Source organism: Auritidibacter ignavus (assembly GCF_003703835.1).
Lineage (GTDB): Bacteria > Actinomycetota > Actinomycetes > Actinomycetales > Micrococcaceae > Auritidibacter > Auritidibacter ignavus.
Map to the genome: position 1 here is coordinate 283,992 of NZ_RDQR01000001.1, position 17,500 is coordinate 301,491.

The window sequence follows — 17,500 nt, forward strand, 5'->3', positions numbered from 1 at the left end:
GAGGCGACACATGTTATTTTTTCTGGGCGCGGGCTTTCTTCGCGGCCTTCTTTTTCTCTCGTTCGGCAGCTTTGCGCTCCGCTCGAGATTGCGTCCTCTCACTACCGTCGTCTGTGCGACGAACCTCGGTTTTCGCAGTCCCGGTTCCTTCTGAGGACGGGGCCGTGTACTGCAACTTGCCGGGCTGTGTGTCAGTGTCCAGACCTTTAATTTTCAGCTGTGGCGCCATGGTCACCTCACGAGAATCGGTGACGCCTGGAAGGCTAGCCTTCTGTGGCTGGGTTTTGACGTCGAGAGTGAACAGATTGTGGACCGATTCCTGGCGAATTGCCTGCATCATGGCTTCAAACATCGTGTAGCCCTCACGCTGGTATTCGACCAGAGGATCACGTTGGGCCATGGCGCGCAACCCAATACCTTCTTTAAGGTAGTCCATCTCGTAGAGGTGCTCTTGCCATTTTCGCCCGATGGAATTGAGCACCACCTTGCGCTCTAGTTCACGCATATTATCGGAGCCGATCTCTTCTTCGCGGTCCTGATACAGCACTTTTGCATCGGAGACAAACTCACGCTTCAAATCCGCAGGCTTCGCCCGGTGCAATTCACCGAGCTGTTCCTCGAGTTCTTCGGGGGTCAACTCGACCGGATAGATCAAGCGCAGATCTTCCCACAACGTCTCTGGGGACCATTCGGAACTTCGTTCCCCGGCCGTGGCTTCATCAACGGCATCGCTAATGGAGTCCTCGATGAAGTGCTCGACCTTTTCGGCCAGATCTTGGCCTTCCAAAATCTGACGACGGTCAGCGTAGATGGCCTCACGCTGACGGTTCATCACGTCGTCGTATTTAAGGACATTCTTGCGCTGTTCGGTGTTGCGCGATTCCACGTTGGACTGCGCATTCTGAATCGCCTTCGTCACCAGACCGGATTCCAGGGCAAACTGGTCGTCATCACCGGTGCGTTGCAGAATCTTCCGCGCCATACCCGGGTTGAACAGTCGCATCAGATCATCGGTCAGGGACAAGTAGAACCGAGACTCGCCGGGGTCCCCTTGACGTCCGGAACGACCTCGTAGCTGGTTATCAATCCGTCGGGATTCGTGGCGTTCAGTTCCCAGCACATATAAGCCACCGGCCTCCACAACTTCTTCGCGCTCCGCCTGGGTCTTCACCTTTTGCTCAGCAAAGACTTCGTCCCAGATTTGCTCGTATTCTTCAGCATTTTCTTCGGGGTCGAGCCCGCGTGCCTGCATCTCCGCGACCGCATTAAATTCGGCGTTACCACCGAGCATGATGTCGGTACCACGTCCGGCCATGTTCGTTGCCACCGTCACCGCACCTTTACGACCGGCTTGAGCAACAATGGCAGCTTCTCGCGCATTGTTTTTCGCGTTAAGCACTTCGTGACGTACGCCTTTTTTGGCCAACAGCTTCGACAAATATTCAGATTTTTCAACCGAGGTGGTCCCGACCAAAACCGGCTGACCAGATTTATGACGGGCCTCGATATCATCCACGACAGCATTAAACTTCGCCTTCTCGCTGGCGTAGACAATGTCTTTTTTATCGATGCGCTGAACATCTTTATTTGTCGGAATCGGGACAACGCCGAGTTTATAGGTGCTCATAAACTCTGCAGCTTCAGTCTCAGCCGTACCGGTCATCCCCGACAGCTTGTCGTAGAGGCGGAAATAGTTCTGCAACGTCACCGTGGCCAAAGTCTGGTTCTCAGCCTTGATCTTCACACCTTCTTTGGCCTCAATCGCCTGGTGAACTCCCTCGGAGTAACGGCGTCCTGCCAACACGCGTCCGGTATGCTCATCGACGATTTGAACCTCGCCTTTGAGAACCACATAGTCCTTATCGCGGGTAAAGAGTTCCTTGGCTTTCAGCGCGTTATTCAGGTACTGAATCAGCGGGGTGTTGGCCGATTCGTACAGGTTGTCGATTCCGAGCCAGTCTTCGACCTTATCGATACCTTCTTCGGAGATCGAAACGGTCCTCTTTTTCTCGTCCACTTCGTAGTCAGTATTGCGCTTCAGCCGCGGAGCCAATTTGGCGAATTGTAAATACCACTTCGAGGCGTCGCCCTGAGCCGGTCCGGAGATAATCAACGGAGTACGTGCCTCGTCGATGAGGATTGAGTCGACTTCGTCGACGATGGCGAAGTTGTGTCCGCGTTGCACCAAATCGTCGAGCGACCAGGCCATATTGTCGCGCAGATAGTCGAACCCAAATTCGTTGTTAGTCCCGTAGGTGATGTCAGCTGCATACTGTTTTGCCCGTTGCGCAGGACGCTGGTTGGACAGAATGACGCCGGTTTCCATCCCAAGGAACCGGAAAACCCGTCCCATCAAGTCTGATTGGTACTCGGCCAGGTAGTCGTTAACCGTCACCACGTGGACGCCTTGACCACTCAACGCGTTCAGGTAGCTGGGAGCTGTGGCGACTAGAGTTTTACCTTCACCGGTTTTCATCTCAGCGATGTTTCCCAGGTGCAAGGCAGCAGCACCCATGAGTTGCACGTCAAAGTGGCGAAGTCCCAAGGTACGGGACGATGCTTCACGCACCGTGGCAAATGCTTCGGGTAAAAGTGCATCCAGCGATGTACCGTCTTCGATTTCAGCACGGAAGCGATCGGTTTCTGCCCGAAGTTCGGCATCAGACATGTCCCGATAGTCATCTTCGAGCTGGTTGACAGCATCGGTATAGGCCCTCAACCGTTTGAGAACTTTCTTCTCACCGGTCTTGAGGATCTTCTCGATGAAAGAGACCACAGTGTTGACTCCAAATTCACAAATCGTCTCAGACCCTCAACGACGAAGTCGTCACAGGTCCAGGAACAAAGCATTCAACCAGACTAGTCTACGTGGTTTAACCTGGAAGAATCCTTAGTATGGGCTTTGTCCATGAGTGACCAAGATCTACAGTTCAGGGATGAAAAAGTGGCCTTGTTGCGTGTGCAACAAGGCCACTTCGAGGTCTATCACAGACCCTCAGTGGGCCAAGACGTTTAAGCGCTAGCTTGCTGATCTCGGTAAGCCCGGATTTGTTCGTCGGAACCTTCAGGTTCAGTGTCTTCACCCAGGCTGATCACGCCGTAGGACCAGCCACGTCGCCGGTAGGCCACAGAGGGACGTCCCGACTCTGCATCAATGAACAAGTAGAAGTCGTGGCCCAGTAGCTCCATGTTGTCCACGGCATCGTCGAGCGACATGCTTTCTGGCGGAAAAACCTTCTGACGGATGGTCACCGGTGCCTCACCGTTTTCTGCCAGGTGCCGTTCCTGTTCTTCACGCTCAGCTTCCTCGCGCTGGGCTTCTAGCACCTGTTCCACCAACGACACAGAGTTGTCCACGGGCACCGAATCGGCGGTGATTTCGCGGACCGAAACACGTTTGCGGTGAGACTTGCGCCGTTCCCGTAGCCGGCGCAGTCGTTCCTGAATCTTATGGAATACCTTATCGAAGGCCACCATTTGGTCGTCGTCGGAAGCTTCAGCACGCACTACGTTTTTGGGGCTATGTACGGTTAGTTCCACGGTCATCGACCCGGAGGCGCCGGTGTGAGATGGCTGAGCACCGAGCTTGATTTCGACCCGTTGGGCTTCTTGAAGTAGGGACTCGATTTTCTCGAGGCGTTCTTCAACATAATCGCGGAACGATTCCTTAATGGAAGCGCCGCGGGCTACATAGGAGATGTCGATGGCCATAATGTCCTCCTTAGCTAAAACAAGCACGGTGGTAAGAGAAGTTTAACCTCCCTTCACCACCGTGCTCTGTTGGTAATGCCGAGTCTACCCATTGATTGCCAGCTGTTCACGTTGCCATCTCCGGTTTAGCTCAAATCGTCGTGCGAATGTTTCTCAACCGTAGCGATCACCGCTGCTGCGAGCACCTCCCATCCCGCGGCTTCCAGAACTCGTGTGGCCCCGGCCAGCGTCGCCCCGGTGGTGAGCACATCATCAACGATCATCACCGGATACCCGGTGAGTTGTTGCGCAATTCCGCGTCTGACCCAGAATTTTCGTTCTGCCGCGGTGACTCGTTGGGCCGCGGTGCGACCAGCGTGCGATGTGCGGGCGTTTAATCTCCAACGATGTCGTAAAAACTGTCGCTGGCGTATGATGCCGGGCACGGGCGCTCTGGTCACCAGTGTGTCAAGCGGGTCGAAACCCCGACGGCGCCAACTAGCCGCAGAGCTCGGGATCGGCACCGCCACGACCGGCAGCTGCGTTGCGCTGGTGCCATATTGTTGTGCCACAGCGTCCCACACCAGGTCCCGGGCTACCAGCATCGACCTAGCCAGTGCGGGTGCAAGAAGCCGATGCAACCCGGTCCGGGAGTGGTCTTTGAACGCCAGGATCATGCGGGCTAACTCACGGGTGTATTGTCCTGTTGCCACCACCGGCAAGGGGCGGTCGGTGCCGGGTATAAAGGGAAGGGATGGTGCCCAGGACTCAGCACGTTCCGGATGAAGGAGTTGTGGCATCACGGTCTGCCGACAGTGGTGACAGAGGTGCTCGGCGGTGGCGTCGCGGCGCTGACAGACGACGCAGATGCGAGGCATGAGGATTCCGGCCAATTCACGGCCTGCAGTGCTCACCCAGCGCGCGCCAGGGTGTTCGCGAAGTCGATCAAGACGGCCTGCCCATCGCGTCAGACGAGGCCTCGGCGCCGGTGGCCTGGGTGGTTCGTGCCTGAAAGATCTCATCTTCCCAGTCTCGCGCTTTGCTGGTTGCAACCCCAGCTACACTCAGAGACTGTGGAGAATGTTAGCCGGGGTAGGACAAGTCGTCGGCGTTATCCTCTTGGGCACGCCAATTGGTCCCGACGCGGATATACACCTCGTCGTCGGTTTCGGCGTACACCGTGGCGTTGCCGGCCCCGGTCGAAAAGCCACGCATACCGAGCATGGGTTTAAAGGTCACGCTGGTGCCAGCCAATCCAATCATTTCCAGCTCGACGCGTTCGCTACTGGAGACCTCGCCGATCAGGACCTCGTTCATGGAGTACCACTGCACCCGGTTGGCCGGGGCTGCGGTTTCAACCACGAGTGGTTCCACCAAACCCAACGGCTTACCCGAATCATCGCGGACGATACCGGAAATAAAGAGTTGCTGGGAGTTGTCCCGCTCTAAAATCATCGCGATCCGAGATCCTTCAGGAGAAACCCGTACGGCTTTAATCTCCCCATCCATCAACCACGGGACACTGATTTCCTGAACCTGTTCGCCGTCGAATTCGCTGGCGAGCAATGTCTGTTCGCCACCTGAGACAGCGGCTTCGGCGTTCTCTGACTCCCCAGCATCCTCGGAATGCTCATCTTCAACGCTGGAGACAGTCCAGGCCCATCCCCTGTTGTCAAGTGAAGGAGCCAACAGATCGGTTCCAGACGCCAGTTCCTGAACCGCCGACCCGTTGGTGGCCCCAACCATCTGGGTGGAGTCCTCATTCAAGAACACAAAGCGGTTGCCTTCCACGTTCATCGTCGGCTCGTGGGGCCCCAGACTACTGACGTCTGCAACGCCAGGGATCTCGGTGATGTTGGAGCCCTGGTAATAGACCAGTTGGTTGGTGTCATGGTTGATGGCAATTTGACGAGCTCCAACGGAATACGTCGTGGGGGTCTCCCGGAACTGCGGATCAGGCTCTCCTGTATCCACATCTTCCAGCCCCACGGTAAGTTTCACATCCGAAATCCGTGGCCGGGTGCCCAAGGTCATCTGCAATTGATGCTCAATGCGTTGACGCTGTAGGGCGCTGGTGCCCGCCAGCGAATCGGCCTTCACATCGATCGAGGCTGTGCCGGAACTGATCGGTACCGATGGGCGAGCAAGTTCGACCTGCTCCATTGGGTTGGCCACAGCACCCTCCAGATAGCTGGCTGGACCGGTAATCAAGGCCTCGACGATGGCCGTGGCTTGACCGGGACGGTCAAGGAACCACCGGGTATCCGGCACGGCATTGTGGTAGTCGAAGTCGTAGAAGTACAGAGTTTGGGAGACAAACAGTGCCGAGAACTGTGCGCTGTCTAAGGCAATGCCGTCGGGTAGCTCAGAAATCCGCCACTGGCCGTCGACCTCAGTCAGCTTGATTTCCAGGGCTTCAGTCGTCTCCGATGGGAGCGGGGACATCACCCCCTGTGCATCCACCGCCGAATCAACCTCAAGCTGCACCGTGTAGGTATCGGTGTCTTCAGTCGAGACCACCGCCGGAGATCCTTGATACACCAAGGTACGGGCCAGCGGGTCCCATTGCTCAGCCGCCGAGTCTGTCAGGTAGCTCCGCGCCACAGCGAAGTCATCTTGAACCCCGGTCGCTGCCACAATGAACCCATTAATGATGGACTCGGGTGAGGCATCCTCGGCCGGTCCGGCAGGGTTAAAGGTGTGGGTGACCGATTCCCCTGTCGTACCCAAGTCTTCAGATTCTCCGACCGGACCAGACTGCGGCAATCGGGAACACCCAGCCAGCACCAGCGCACACGCCACCAGCACGACCAGTGCTCTGAGTGTTCTAGTCATCAAGCCCCCTCCGAGATCGTGGCACCAAGGCTTGCTCATTCACCCGGTCTGGCATTTCGTGGCCGTTCGCAGGTTCGTCTGGGCCGGGGCCGATTTCGGAAGCGCTACGACGCTCCGAGCACTCATATTCGGGAGGCAGTTGCAGCGGGTAGGGCTTGACGAGTTCTCCACCAACCTGGCGGGGTAAGACAAGACGGAAGGCAGCGCCGCGGTGGGGTTCGCCCCAAACATCGAGTTCGCCGTGGTGCAAGCGCGTATCTTCCACGGCAATGGCCAGGCCCAGACCGGAGCCTCCGGTGGTGCGTGTCCGGGCCGGGTCAGCACGCCAGAACCGGTCGAAAACACGCTCGAGTTCATCTTCGCTCAAGCCCAGCCCGTGGTCACGCACCACGATCGCAATCTCTGTCTTATTTCCGGCCACGATGACATCGACCGGTTTCGATTCGCCGTGTTCAATGGCGTTATTGATGAGATTGCGCAGAATGCGTTCGATGCGACGGGAATCGACTTCTGCGGTGAATTGGTCCCCTTGGGGCACAATGGATAGTTCGGTCTGGTTATTATCGGCCAGTGGCTGGGCAGTCAGTAGTACGTCGGCGACCAAATGCAACAGGTCGGTGGACTCACTGGCCACCTGGGCTGCCCCGGCATCGAACCGCGAGATCTCCAAAAGATCAGCGAGCAACGCTTGGAAGCGCTCCACTTGGTGATAGAGCAACTCGGTGGAGCGACGATTAACAGCATCGAAATCATCACGTGAGTCATAGAGCACTTCTGCTGCCATCCGCACCGTGGTCAGCGGTGTCCGTAACTCGTGAGACACATCGGAGACGAACCGCTGTTGAATCTGAGACAGATGCGCCAGCTGGGTGATCTGGTCCTGAATATTGTCGGCCATCGAGTTGAACGACCGAGACAACGTCGCGACTTCATCTTCCCGGTTGACATTCATGCGCACCGAGAGGTCACCCGACGACAACCACTGGGCGGTTTCGGCCGCCTGCTGGATGGGGCGTACCACCGAGCGGGTCGTCACCACGGCAATCACGACATTGAGCAAGATCAAAATCGCACCGGCAATGAGGAGCACGCTCATCACGTAATCCAGCGTGCCTTGTACTTCAGAGATGTCGTAAATGAAATACAACGCATAGTAGTTACCCGGCGGCAACACGACCTGAGTACCGAAGGCCAGCCCCGGATCTGTTGCCCCGCCGGTGTCAGAGGGAATGGCCACCGACTGCCAGTAGATCCCATCGCCTTGTTCGACTTGGCTCGCCAAGTCATCGGTGATGATGTCTTCACTCACGCCGGCTGAGGACATCGAGCCAACGAATTGGTTCTCGTCATCATCGAGGGGAACCAACACGAAATCGCGGGCAATGGCCCCCGAGGTATTGCCACTTAACGCTGCCAGGGTGTCGTTGACCAAAGAGGCCGTGGATTCTTCGTCAGCGGTTGCCGCGGAGTCAAAGACTTCTCGTGCTTGGCTCAGCCCGTGATTAGCCTCGGCCTGCACTTGATTAAACCGGGACTGGAACAGACCCGTGGTCACCTGATGAGTCAAGAACAGCGCCAGGATCAGCACGGCAATCACCGAGAGCAAAGCGGTAATCATCACCGTGCGTAGCTGCAACGAGGACTGCCAACGTCGCCAAAAAGTTTTGAACGGCCGAGAAAGGAAGCGATTCTTGCGCGGTTTTTCTGCCCGCTGGGCCTCAGGCGCTGCCGGTCGGGCGGTGTTTGCTTCGGAGGTCGTTTCTTCTGACTCGACGGACAAGGCTGCGCTCAAATCTGGCCGGCTTTATAGCCCACGCCACGAACAGTGAGAACAACTTCGGGATTATCTGGATCCTTTTCGACCTTGGAGCGCAAGCGTTGCACGTGGACGTTGACCAACCGGGCATCGCCTTGATGCCGGTATCCCCAGATTTCCTCCAACAACGTTTCGCGGGTCAGCACTTGCCCGGGACGACGGGCTAACGCGGCCAAAAGATCGAATTCCAGCGGTGTCAGCGAAATGCGTTCACCGTTGCGGGAAACCTCATGACCAGAAATATCAATTGTCAGATCGCCAATAGTGAGGCTCTCCTGAGCACGGTGGTCGGTTTCGCGCAACCGGGCACGGACACGGGCCACCAACTCGGCGGGCTTAAAGGGCTTGGGCACATAGTCGTCGGCTCCAGCTTCTAGCCCACGAACCACGTCGGCGGTCTCAGATTTAGCGGTCAACATCACCACCGGCACGTCTGATTCCATGCGGATCTCGCGCAGAATGTCAATGCCGTCCTTGCCGGGAAGCATCAGGTCCAACAGCACCAGCTCCGGGCGGATCTGACGAAACATCTCGTTAGCTTGGTTGCCATCAGCGCAGAAATACGGTTCAAACCCGTCGTTGCGCAAAACAATACCAATCATTTCGGCTAGGGCTTCGTCATCATCGACGACCAAAATCTTGGGTGTAGCCACCGCTTCCCTCCCGGCTCGGACTATATGATCCCAGACCACCAGCATAACCGAGCCGGCCAATTTCGCCGCGGCGTGTTGCATGCGCGCGCCCCGCAACTCACCCTGTTTGCACCGCAAAGTTGTCCTATAACATATGAACTAGTCCGAGTCTGAGCGGGCCGAGTCCCCAGAAATGGAGAGATCGTGAGCTTCTATCCACCCCCGGGCCAAGGCCCCGGCACACCCTATGGAGGGTACCCACAACACCAGCAACCCTCGGGGTGGGGACCATACGCCACACCGCAACCACAATTGATGCTCACGGTGTCCCGTCCCGGCACGATCCCGCTGACTCCGTTGAGCATCGGCGATTTGTTTAGCGGGGTTTTCGCAACGTTGCGCACCGCACCTGGGGCCGTGTTGTTGCATGGGCTCGGCTACGGTCTCGTCACGTTTCTTTTGTACCTGATGGCAGTCGCCCCGGCTTTCGTCACCATGTACGTCGCGTTCACCACGGTGCTTGATGGGGGCCTACCCACCTCGGAACAGATCGCATCCGGAAGTGTGGCGATAATCGTCCTTCCAATGCTGGCATTGGTGTTGCTGTTCCTCGCGTCGGTATTTTTCCCGGGGCTGGTAGCCATCGTCACCATGCGCGGTACGATCGGTACCTGGACCGGATTCTTTCAATCCTTCCGCCTGTTGCACGGTAGCTACTGGAAGCTCATTGCTTTGTCGGTACTGATCAATATTGCCGTCATCGCGCTGTCGGTGCTCGCGTTCCTCTTGATCGTTTTCGCTGTTGCCGTCCTGGAGATCCCTGCGGAGCTCTTTGCCGTGATCATGATTATTGTCATCCTCACCGGGGGGATTCCCATAGTCTGGCTGACGATCAAGCTGATGCTGGCCCCGACGGTGATCGCGGTCGAACAAGTAGGCCCGTTGACCGCGCTTCGTCGTTCCTGGGTGCTGACCAATAATAATTTTTGGCGTTCTTTGGGGATGACCTTATTGGTCACTGTCTGCATCGTTATCGCCAGATGGGTGATTTCTATTCCCTTGGCTATGCTGGCTCCACTCTTTCTGGCTTCGGCCGGAAACGAAGCGGAAGCGCTGACCGGCTTCCTGCTGGCTCAGGTGGTCATCGTCGGGGTCAGCAGTGTGGTCTCCGGGGTACTGTATGCGCTGTTCACCATCTTCATTGCGTTGCTCTACACTGACTTGAGGATCCGACGTGAAGGCATTGGTGCCCAGCTAGCCCACGATGCTGAATCCATCTCGGGTCCCATCGATGAGTTCAGTATTGATCCGACCAAACGCCGTAGCGATTCTCAGTCGGCCGATCTCGTGCCGGGTCGCGACGTGCATTGGCAGCCCACACCGCCACCGGCAGGTGCACCATTCACCGGACCGGCGGGACCGAATGCTCCCTACTATCCGCCACATCCGCCCAATCCATCTAACCCACCCATGGGGCCGCCGACATGGTCATGATGTCCCCGCCACTGACCCCAGACGCTGAGCAAGCCCGCCAGTGGGCCGAAGAGGAGCTGTCCAAACCCGAATACGCGGAGGCAGATCCCGGCCCGATCATTGAGCTGATCGATAACCTGGTTGAGTGGTTTCAAGACCTGGCCGCCGTCGAATTCTCCGGTAGCGGCGAACTGGGTGTGATCGTGCTAGCCCTGGCGTTAGTCGCCCTGCTGATTGCCTTAGTGTTGTGGTTACGGCCGGGCCGTACCGGTCGGGTCAAGACAACATCAACCGACGAGGTTGAGGTCGCCGCTGACGTTACGGCCACGGAGTATCTCGACCGGGCCCGCCGACATGTGGCCGAGCAGGACTATGCCCACGCACTGGCCGATGCGTTACGGTCGATGATCCGCGACGGGCAACAACGGGATCTGGTCTCAGAACGTCCTTCCCTCACCGCGACGTTTGCCACGACGGAACTCGCCGAGGCCTTCCCCCCATTCACCGAACAATTGGAACAAGCCGCCGTTCGCTTCAATACCACGTTCTACGCCCACCAATCCCCCAGCGCCACAGATGCCACGCAGATGATCGAGTTGGCGGAAAAGCTCCACCAAGCCAAGCCGGCCCCTGCCACACCCCGCGATGACAGCGTCCCCGCTCAGCACGCCAAGGATCTGGTGCCCCGATGACCGCAGCATCCTCTCTACAGTCTTCGGCACGTACCTCACAGACCGGTTCCCGTAAAACCGGTATCATCGTGGTGTCGGTCATCGCCGGAATTCTGGTGCTCGCCGGCGTGGTGTTTTATGCCTTGCTCCCCAGCACCACTCAGGGGATCCCCTATTCCACCGACAATCCCGGCCGTTATGGTTCCCAGGCCATGACACGCATCCTGGAAGATCGCGGTGTCTCGGTCCACACCGCTGCAACGGTTGATCAGTTGGAAGGTCAACTCAACCAGCATCCGGACGCCACGGTGGTATTGATCGATGAGAACAACAACCTGGCTTCGGCGCCCCATGATTCACGGCAACGCGCCGCGGAGGCCATTCCACCATCCCAGCTGGTGATTTCAACCTCATCCCCGGAGCTACTCGAACACTTCACCGACGAGTTCTCGCGGGACTACGCCACCGTGTCCAGTCACGACGGCGGGATCACTGCGGGCACGACCGAGGACTGCCAGCTGAAGCACGGGCGGGTCGCCGGTGAGATTGATAGCTCTTCCTGGGCGGTATCGGTCCCCCGCACGCAGCGTGAGTCCGGCCAGATCTCCACGTGTTTTCCCGTACCCGAGAACGCATCCTCCGACCAAGCCACGGCGCTCCTGGCCGAAACAGCAACCGGGATCACGGTACTGACCTCTCCGAAGATCTTCACCAATGAACGGATCGACGAGCGAGGCAATGCCGCCTTGGCCTTACGCCTGGCCGGCTCGCGCGAGGACCTGATCTGGTATACCCCGGACTTCACCGAGCTCTTGGACTCCGATGCTCCGCTGTCTGAGGCGCAACTGCCTCGTTTCGTGGTCTTTGGAATCTGGTGGGCGGTCGTGCTGGCCGTGCTGGCCATGTTCTGGTTAGGACGTCGCCACGGCCCGATCGTGCGCGAGCCATTGCCCTCGGTCGTCAAGCCGGCCGAAACCACGGTGGGCCGAGCCCGCATGCACCGACGTGCCGGACACCACCTTCAAGCTCTCGAGGCCTTGGAACAGGCCACGTTGCGTCGCATCGCCCACAGCATGCGATTAGGGCGCAACACCGACCCGCAAACCATCATGCGCCAGGCTGCACTCCACACCAACCAGCCGGTCCAGGACATCCAGCAGCTCTTCAAGATCAGCTCCGGACTCGTCCCAGCCCACGGTAGCCACAACGTTTCCCCCGAGGAGATGGTGACCACTGCCCAAGAACTCACAGATTTTGAACATCTCATCGACCAGGTACTACGCCCCGATCACGGGAGGAGCACGTCATGATGCACCAGCCACCGGCTTTTCCGCCATCCCAGCCACCCCAGGGTCACCCCCCACAGGACCAGTCTGCGCGGGCACAGTCGGCAGACGACCTGCGGGAGGCACTCAACCAGGTGCGTGGCGAAGTGGCTAAAGCCGTCGTGGGCCAGGACCAGGCCGTGACTGCATTGCTCATCGGTATTTTGTGTCGGGGGCATGTGTTGCTCGAAGGGGTCCCCGGTGTAGCCAAGACGCTTTTGGTCCGGTCAGTGGCCAAATCGGTGCAACTAGACTCCCACCGAGTGCAATTCACCCCGGATTTGATGCCCGGCGACGTCACCGGCTCGCTGGTCTATGATTCCAAAACCGGGGAGTTTGAATTCCGCAAGGGCCCGGTGTTTACCCACGTGCTGCTCGCCGACGAAATCAACCGCACCCCACCGAAAACCCAAGCTGCCTTGTTGGAAGCCATGGCCGAATACCAAGTCTCTACCGACGGGGTAACCCGGCGGTTGCCGGACCCGTTTATGGTGGCAGCCACTCAAAATCCGGTCGAGCACGAGGGAACCTATCCCCTTCCGGAAGCCCAACTGGATCGGTTTTTGCTCAAGGTGGTGATGGATCTTCCCGAGCGCGATCAGGAACGAGAGATCCTGCGCCGTCATGCGGCGGGTTTCTCGGCCGCAGATCTCGACGCCGTGGGCATCCAGCCGGTGGCCGAGGAAACGACCTTGCTCAAAGCCCGCGCCTCGGTGCAACAAGTCGCCACCGGTCCAGAGATGCTCAGCTACATCACGGACATTGTCCGCGCCACGCGGCAATCCCCCTCTTTCCAGTTGGGTGCTTCCCCGCGCGGTGGTACCGCTCTGATGCACTGTGCCAAGGCTTGGGCTTGGCTATCGGGCCGCAACTTCGTCACCCCCGACGACGTGCAGTCGCTGTTGCTACCGACCCTACGCCACCGGGTGTTGCTGCGCCCGGAGGCCGAATTGGACGGTGTCGATACCGACCAAGTCTTGACCGGACTACTCTCCAGTGTGCCGGTCCCCCGCTAAACACCGTCTCTTTCCGTCCTCTCCCACCATCCTCGACACACCAAAGGCAGGTAGCTACGAGTTATGGTCATCTCCTGGCGCGCGATGATTCTGGCTATTATCGGCCTGTTTCCCATCCTGCTGTTTCCGCGCTGGTCAACGCTGGGGTTGTGTGTGCTCGGGCTGATCGTGGTGCTGTGTGCGGACGCACTGACCGCCGTTTCGCCTCGCCGGGTGTCCTTCTCCCGTTCCGCGCAAGGCAGTATTCGGCTGGGTGAAACGACTACCGTTCAGCTGGTGGTGACCAATCAGAGCTCCCGAACATTGCGCGGTTCGGTCCGGGATGGGTGGCAACCCACCGCTCAGGCCGACAGCCCGGAACAACCGGTCACGATTCCGGGCCAGGAGCCCCGCCGGCTTTCCATGCACCTGACCCCCACTAGGCGCGGCACACTGCGCTCCCGAATCGTCACGGTCCGTAGCTGGGGCTGGTTGGGGCTGGCGGGCAAACAATACACGCATCGCGCCGAGGGTGCGATCACGGTGATTCCACCGTTCAACTCCCGGCGTCACCTGCCCTCGAAGCTAGTCTCGCTGCGGGAAATGGCCGGGAGGTCGGCGGTCTTGACCCGCGGGGCCGGCCACGAATTTGATTCTTTGCGCGAATATGTCCGTGGCGATGACGTCCGCGATATTGATTGGCGGGCTACGGCCCGCGCCCAAGAACTGGTGGTACGCACCTGGCGACCGGAACGGGACCGTCGGGTGTTGATCCTCATCGATACCTCCCGCACCTCGGCCGTGCGGAGCGAAGACGGCACCCGACTGGATACCGGCATTGAGGCCGCGCTACTATTAGCGGCACTGGCTGATGCTGGCGGTGACCGTGTCGAAGTTATCGCCCTGGACCAGAAAGTTCAGGCCCGGGCCTCTTCCACCCGTCGTGGGAAACTCTTGCACCAGATTGTCACGGCGCTGACCGATGTATTCCCGCGGCTGGTGGCTGCCGATTTCACCCAGGTGTCCTCGCTCATCTCTCAGACCGTGAAACAACGAGCACTGGTGGTACTCATTACGGCCCTGGACACCGCAGCCATTCAGCAAGGTTTGCTCCCGGTGTTACCGACGATTGCGCGCAAACATCAGGTGGTGCTGGCCTCGGTCACCGATCCGGAGCTCGAGGCCATGGCGGCCGAACGCGAAGACCTCGAGACGGTCTTTCAGGCCGCCTCGGCAGAACAAGACGAACATCGTCGAGCCGGTCTGATTGCCCAGCTACGACGGTTTGGCGCCGAAGTGGTCGAAGCCGATCCGCAGGATCTCCCGCCCCGGTTAGCCGATACCTATCTGCATCTCAAAGCTGCGGGACGGTTGTAGTCGCGTCATGATGGGCCGGGCACCCGCTGGGAGAACTCATCGGCCACACCGCGTAATGCTTCGATGCAACGTCCCAGTCCTACTCCCGTCATCGGCCTGGTCGCTCGGGCTACCAGTACGCTCGAGGCCAGGTCCCAGGGGTCCAACCCGACGCGTTCAGTGGTTTCCACCAGCTCTACTCCAGCCCGGGGCGGGTCAATGCCGTCGAGTCGCTCGAGGTCGCATTCCAGGTGTAAGGGGATTTGGGAGTGGCGGAACCGTTCAATCCATTCCCACCGCCAGCTGGCCCAACGTCCCACCGGATCGGTTTCCAGGGCCGGAAAGCTGATGCTGACGCCAAGTGGTGGACTGTCTTGGTCGTTGGTGGCCAGGGTGTGCAATGAGGTGAGTAGCCTGTCGTCTTTCCCGAGGTGGTGGGTGTCTAGATCGACCTGGAAAACCAGCTCGGACCCGGTGGGACAAAGCTGGTCGGCAAGTAGTGCCCAGTACGTCTCGAGCTCGGCGATATCGAGGCTCCGTTCGGTCAAATACCCCGAGGCCGTGGCGATCGCTCCTCGTAGTCCGGCAACAACATCGGTGTCTCGAACCACCAAACGCAAGGTAGTCTCCGGCAGAATACGGGCACTGATCTGGACGAGCTCGGCCAGTGCCTCTGCCAACACGTGGGCAACATCGCGACGAGCGCCGTGATCTCGGATGATCTTCTGACCGCCGGGGCCCATCAGCACGGAGAACAGGGTCACCGGGCCGGGAACCTCGAGCATCAACTCTGGCAGGGGACGCTCTTGCTGGTAATCGGCCACCCGCTGGAACTGCTCACGCAGGGCTGTAGCATATCGGCGTTGTTCTTTGCCCGGGGTCGCTTCGGTGGCTTGTACTTGCCAGCCGTAGCTGCGACGATTGGCCACCAGAAACCCGGGTAATCCGACAGCAAGTTCGGACAGTGGTTGCCAGTACGGCAACTGAGGCAGGTGGGGACCGGGCAACTCATCAAGCAGGATGCCCAGAGTCTCACCCCACGCGGTTGGACCCCCGGGGCCAGGGTCCGGGGTGCTGAGACTAACGCGCAGAGCAGGGAGATCGGGTTTCTGTGCCTCACTGGACACGGTCGCCTCACCTGGTCGTCTCATGGTCCTCCGCGCCCTGGGCAGTGTCGCTCTTTTGGTCATCGGCGATGGCCTGATGGTGCCGGATCACTTCGGAGACGATGAAGTTCAAAAACTTCTCGGCAAATGCCGGGTCCAGATCCGCGTCCTCAGCCAGCCGACGCAACCGGGCAATCTGGGCTTTTTCCCGCTCCGGATCAGAGGGTGGCAGATTATTCTCAGCTTTGAGTTTGCCGACCCGCTGGGTGCATTTGAACCGCTCGGCCAGTAAATAAACCAGAGCAGCATCGAAGTTATCGATACTGCCACGAATGGCCAGGAGTTGCTCGAGAACTGCGGGTTCGGCCAGCTCGTGAGGTGAGGCATGCTCGGATGTGCTCATATCACTCACTGTAGTCAACGTATCGCGGATCTGTCGCCGACAGGTTATACCCAAGCACCCATACGCTCTGCATTGACCGCACGGTGGATGGTGGTTTGTCCCACCACGCGGGTGCCTTGATACACCACCGCCGTCTGACCTGGGGCTACCCCGGAGATGGTCTCATCCAGTTTCATCTGCCATACCGTGGCTTCAGCGCCATCGACCTCATCGCTGGCGACGCGGACGCGTCCAGGCACCGGGTCAGCGTGAGCACGGACCTGCACCTGGCAGTCGAACCACTCACCGGTGGCCTCTTCGTCGAGCGGTTGTCCCGCCCAGGATGGCCGGATTCCGGTAATCCGGTCGATGTTGAGCATCGCGCGGGGACCAACCACAACCTCATTTTCTTTCGGCCGGACTTCAAGGACGAACCGTGGCTTGCCGTCCGGGGCCGGCGTGCCAATTCCCAGGCCTTTGCGCTGTCCAACCGTAAAGGCCTGCGCACCGCGATGCTGGCCTAGCGCGGTCCCAGCGGTGTCGACAATCTGCCCCGGACGCATCTCAATGTGCTCTTCGAGCCACTCGCGGGTATCACCTTCGGGAATGAAGCAGATGTCATAGGAGTCTGGTTTCTGCGCCACCGACAGTCCGCGGTCGGCGGCTTCAGCGCGCACCAACGACTTCGAGGGGGTATCCCCCAGGGGGAACAGACAGTGTTCGAGCTGTTCTGCGGTGAGCACACCGAGCACATATGACTGGTCCTTGGCATCGTCAGCGGCACGGTGTAGCTCCAGGTGGCCTTGGTCGTTTTCGATCACCTTGGCGTAGTGTCCGGTACACACCGCATCAAATCCCAGGGCGAGGGCCTTTTCTAACAGGGCAGCGAATTTGATGCGTTCATTGCACCGCATGCACGGGTTTGGGGTTCGTCCGGCGGCATATTCGGCGATGAAATCATCGACCACATCCTCTTTGAACCGCTCGGAAAAATCCCACGTGTAGTACGGAATACCCAGCTTCTCACAGGCACGCCAGGCGTCACGGGAGTCTTCAATCGTGCAACAACCGCGAGACCCCGTTCTGAGGGTGCCTGGCATTCTTGACAGTGCCAGGTGTACGCCGACCACCTCGTGACCGGCATCGACCGCCCGGGCAGCAGCGACTGAGGAGTCGACACCGCCACTCATGGCTGCAAGCACTTTCACGATTCTTGCCC

At 58.9% G+C, this 17,500-nt stretch carries 14 protein-coding genes; 5 read left to right on the forward strand and 9 right to left on the reverse strand.

Going from position 1 to position 17,500, the window contains the following annotated elements:
* Positions 1–13 precede the first annotated feature (13 nt).
* The 6 genes from secA to mtrA form a co-directional block, all read right to left on the reverse strand.
* Entirely contained in the window at positions 14–2,776 is a 2,763-nt protein-coding gene (gene secA, locus DYI20_RS01270; protein WP_110100254.1) for a preprotein translocase subunit SecA, read from the reverse strand.
* Positions 2,777–3,012: 236 nt separating this feature from the next.
* Positions 3,013–3,711: a ribosome hibernation-promoting factor, HPF/YfiA family gene (hpf, locus tag DYI20_RS01275; RefSeq protein WP_110100253.1), complete on the reverse strand. Its 699-nt coding sequence runs from the start codon at positions 3,709–3,711 to the stop codon at positions 3,013–3,015.
* A 125-nt stretch (positions 3,712–3,836) separates the two neighbouring features.
* The gene (locus DYI20_RS01280) at positions 3,837–4,604 is read right to left on the reverse strand and encodes a ComF family protein (RefSeq protein WP_158524590.1); all 768 of its coding nucleotides are present in this window, start codon (positions 4,602–4,604) and stop codon (positions 3,837–3,839) included.
* Between the two features lie 169 nt (positions 4,605–4,773).
* Complete coding sequence (locus tag DYI20_RS01285) at positions 4,774–6,525, reverse strand: LpqB family beta-propeller domain-containing protein (RefSeq protein ID WP_158524693.1); 1,752 nt, start codon at positions 6,523–6,525, stop codon at positions 4,774–4,776.
* The gene (gene mtrB / locus DYI20_RS01290) at positions 6,518–8,317 is read right to left on the reverse strand and encodes an MtrAB system histidine kinase MtrB (RefSeq protein WP_244924637.1); all 1,800 of its coding nucleotides are present in this window, start codon (positions 8,315–8,317) and stop codon (positions 6,518–6,520) included. Before mtrB ends, DYI20_RS01285 begins: the two co-directional genes overlap by 8 nt.
* A complete protein-coding gene (mtrA, locus tag DYI20_RS01295; protein ID WP_255410730.1) occupies positions 8,314–8,994 on the reverse strand; it encodes an MtrAB system response regulator MtrA in 681 nt (226 codons plus the stop codon). The genes mtrB and mtrA overlap by 4 nt, the downstream gene beginning before the upstream one ends.
* 183 nt (positions 8,995–9,177) lie before the next feature.
* Here mtrA and DYI20_RS01300 point away from each other — a divergent pair, with 183 nt between their 5' ends.
* The 5 genes from DYI20_RS01300 (at position 9,178) to DYI20_RS01320 (ending at position 14,814) form a co-directional block, all read left to right on the forward strand.
* Positions 9,178–10,467 (forward strand): DUF7847 domain-containing protein, encoded by a 1,290-nt coding sequence (locus DYI20_RS01300; protein WP_146206394.1) that lies wholly within the window; start codon positions 9,178–9,180, stop codon positions 10,465–10,467.
* On the forward strand, positions 10,464–11,138 hold the full coding sequence (locus tag DYI20_RS01305) for a hypothetical protein (protein ID WP_146206393.1): 675 nt from the start codon (positions 10,464–10,466) through the stop codon (positions 11,136–11,138). Before DYI20_RS01300 ends, DYI20_RS01305 begins: the two co-directional genes overlap by 4 nt.
* Entirely contained in the window at positions 11,135–12,427 is a 1,293-nt protein-coding gene (locus DYI20_RS01310) for a DUF4350 domain-containing protein (RefSeq protein WP_110100250.1), read from the forward strand. Before DYI20_RS01305 ends, DYI20_RS01310 begins: the two co-directional genes overlap by 4 nt.
* Positions 12,427–13,458 (forward strand): AAA family ATPase, encoded by a 1,032-nt coding sequence (locus DYI20_RS01315; RefSeq protein WP_110100401.1) that lies wholly within the window; start codon positions 12,427–12,429, stop codon positions 13,456–13,458. The genes DYI20_RS01310 and DYI20_RS01315 overlap by 1 nt, the downstream gene beginning before the upstream one ends.
* A 63-nt stretch (positions 13,459–13,521) precedes the next feature.
* A complete protein-coding gene (locus DYI20_RS01320; protein ID WP_110100249.1) occupies positions 13,522–14,814 on the forward strand; it encodes a DUF58 domain-containing protein in 1,293 nt (430 codons plus the stop codon).
* Positions 14,815–14,819: 5 nt separating this feature from the next.
* Here DYI20_RS01320 and DYI20_RS01325 read toward each other — a convergent pair whose 3' ends face one another.
* The 3 genes from DYI20_RS01325 to mnmA are packed head-to-tail and all read right to left on the reverse strand — an operon-like array spanning position 14,820 to position 17,489.
* A complete protein-coding gene (locus tag DYI20_RS01325) occupies positions 14,820–15,944 on the reverse strand; it encodes a hypothetical protein (RefSeq protein WP_110109978.1) in 1,125 nt (374 codons plus the stop codon).
* A complete protein-coding gene (locus DYI20_RS01330; protein WP_110100247.1) occupies positions 15,928–16,302 on the reverse strand; it encodes a chorismate mutase in 375 nt (124 codons plus the stop codon). The genes DYI20_RS01325 and DYI20_RS01330 overlap by 17 nt, the downstream gene beginning before the upstream one ends.
* Positions 16,303–16,346: 44 nt before the next feature.
* A complete protein-coding gene (gene mnmA / locus DYI20_RS01335; protein WP_110100246.1) occupies positions 16,347–17,489 on the reverse strand; it encodes a tRNA 2-thiouridine(34) synthase MnmA in 1,143 nt (380 codons plus the stop codon).
* Positions 17,490–17,500: the final 11 nt, after the last annotated feature.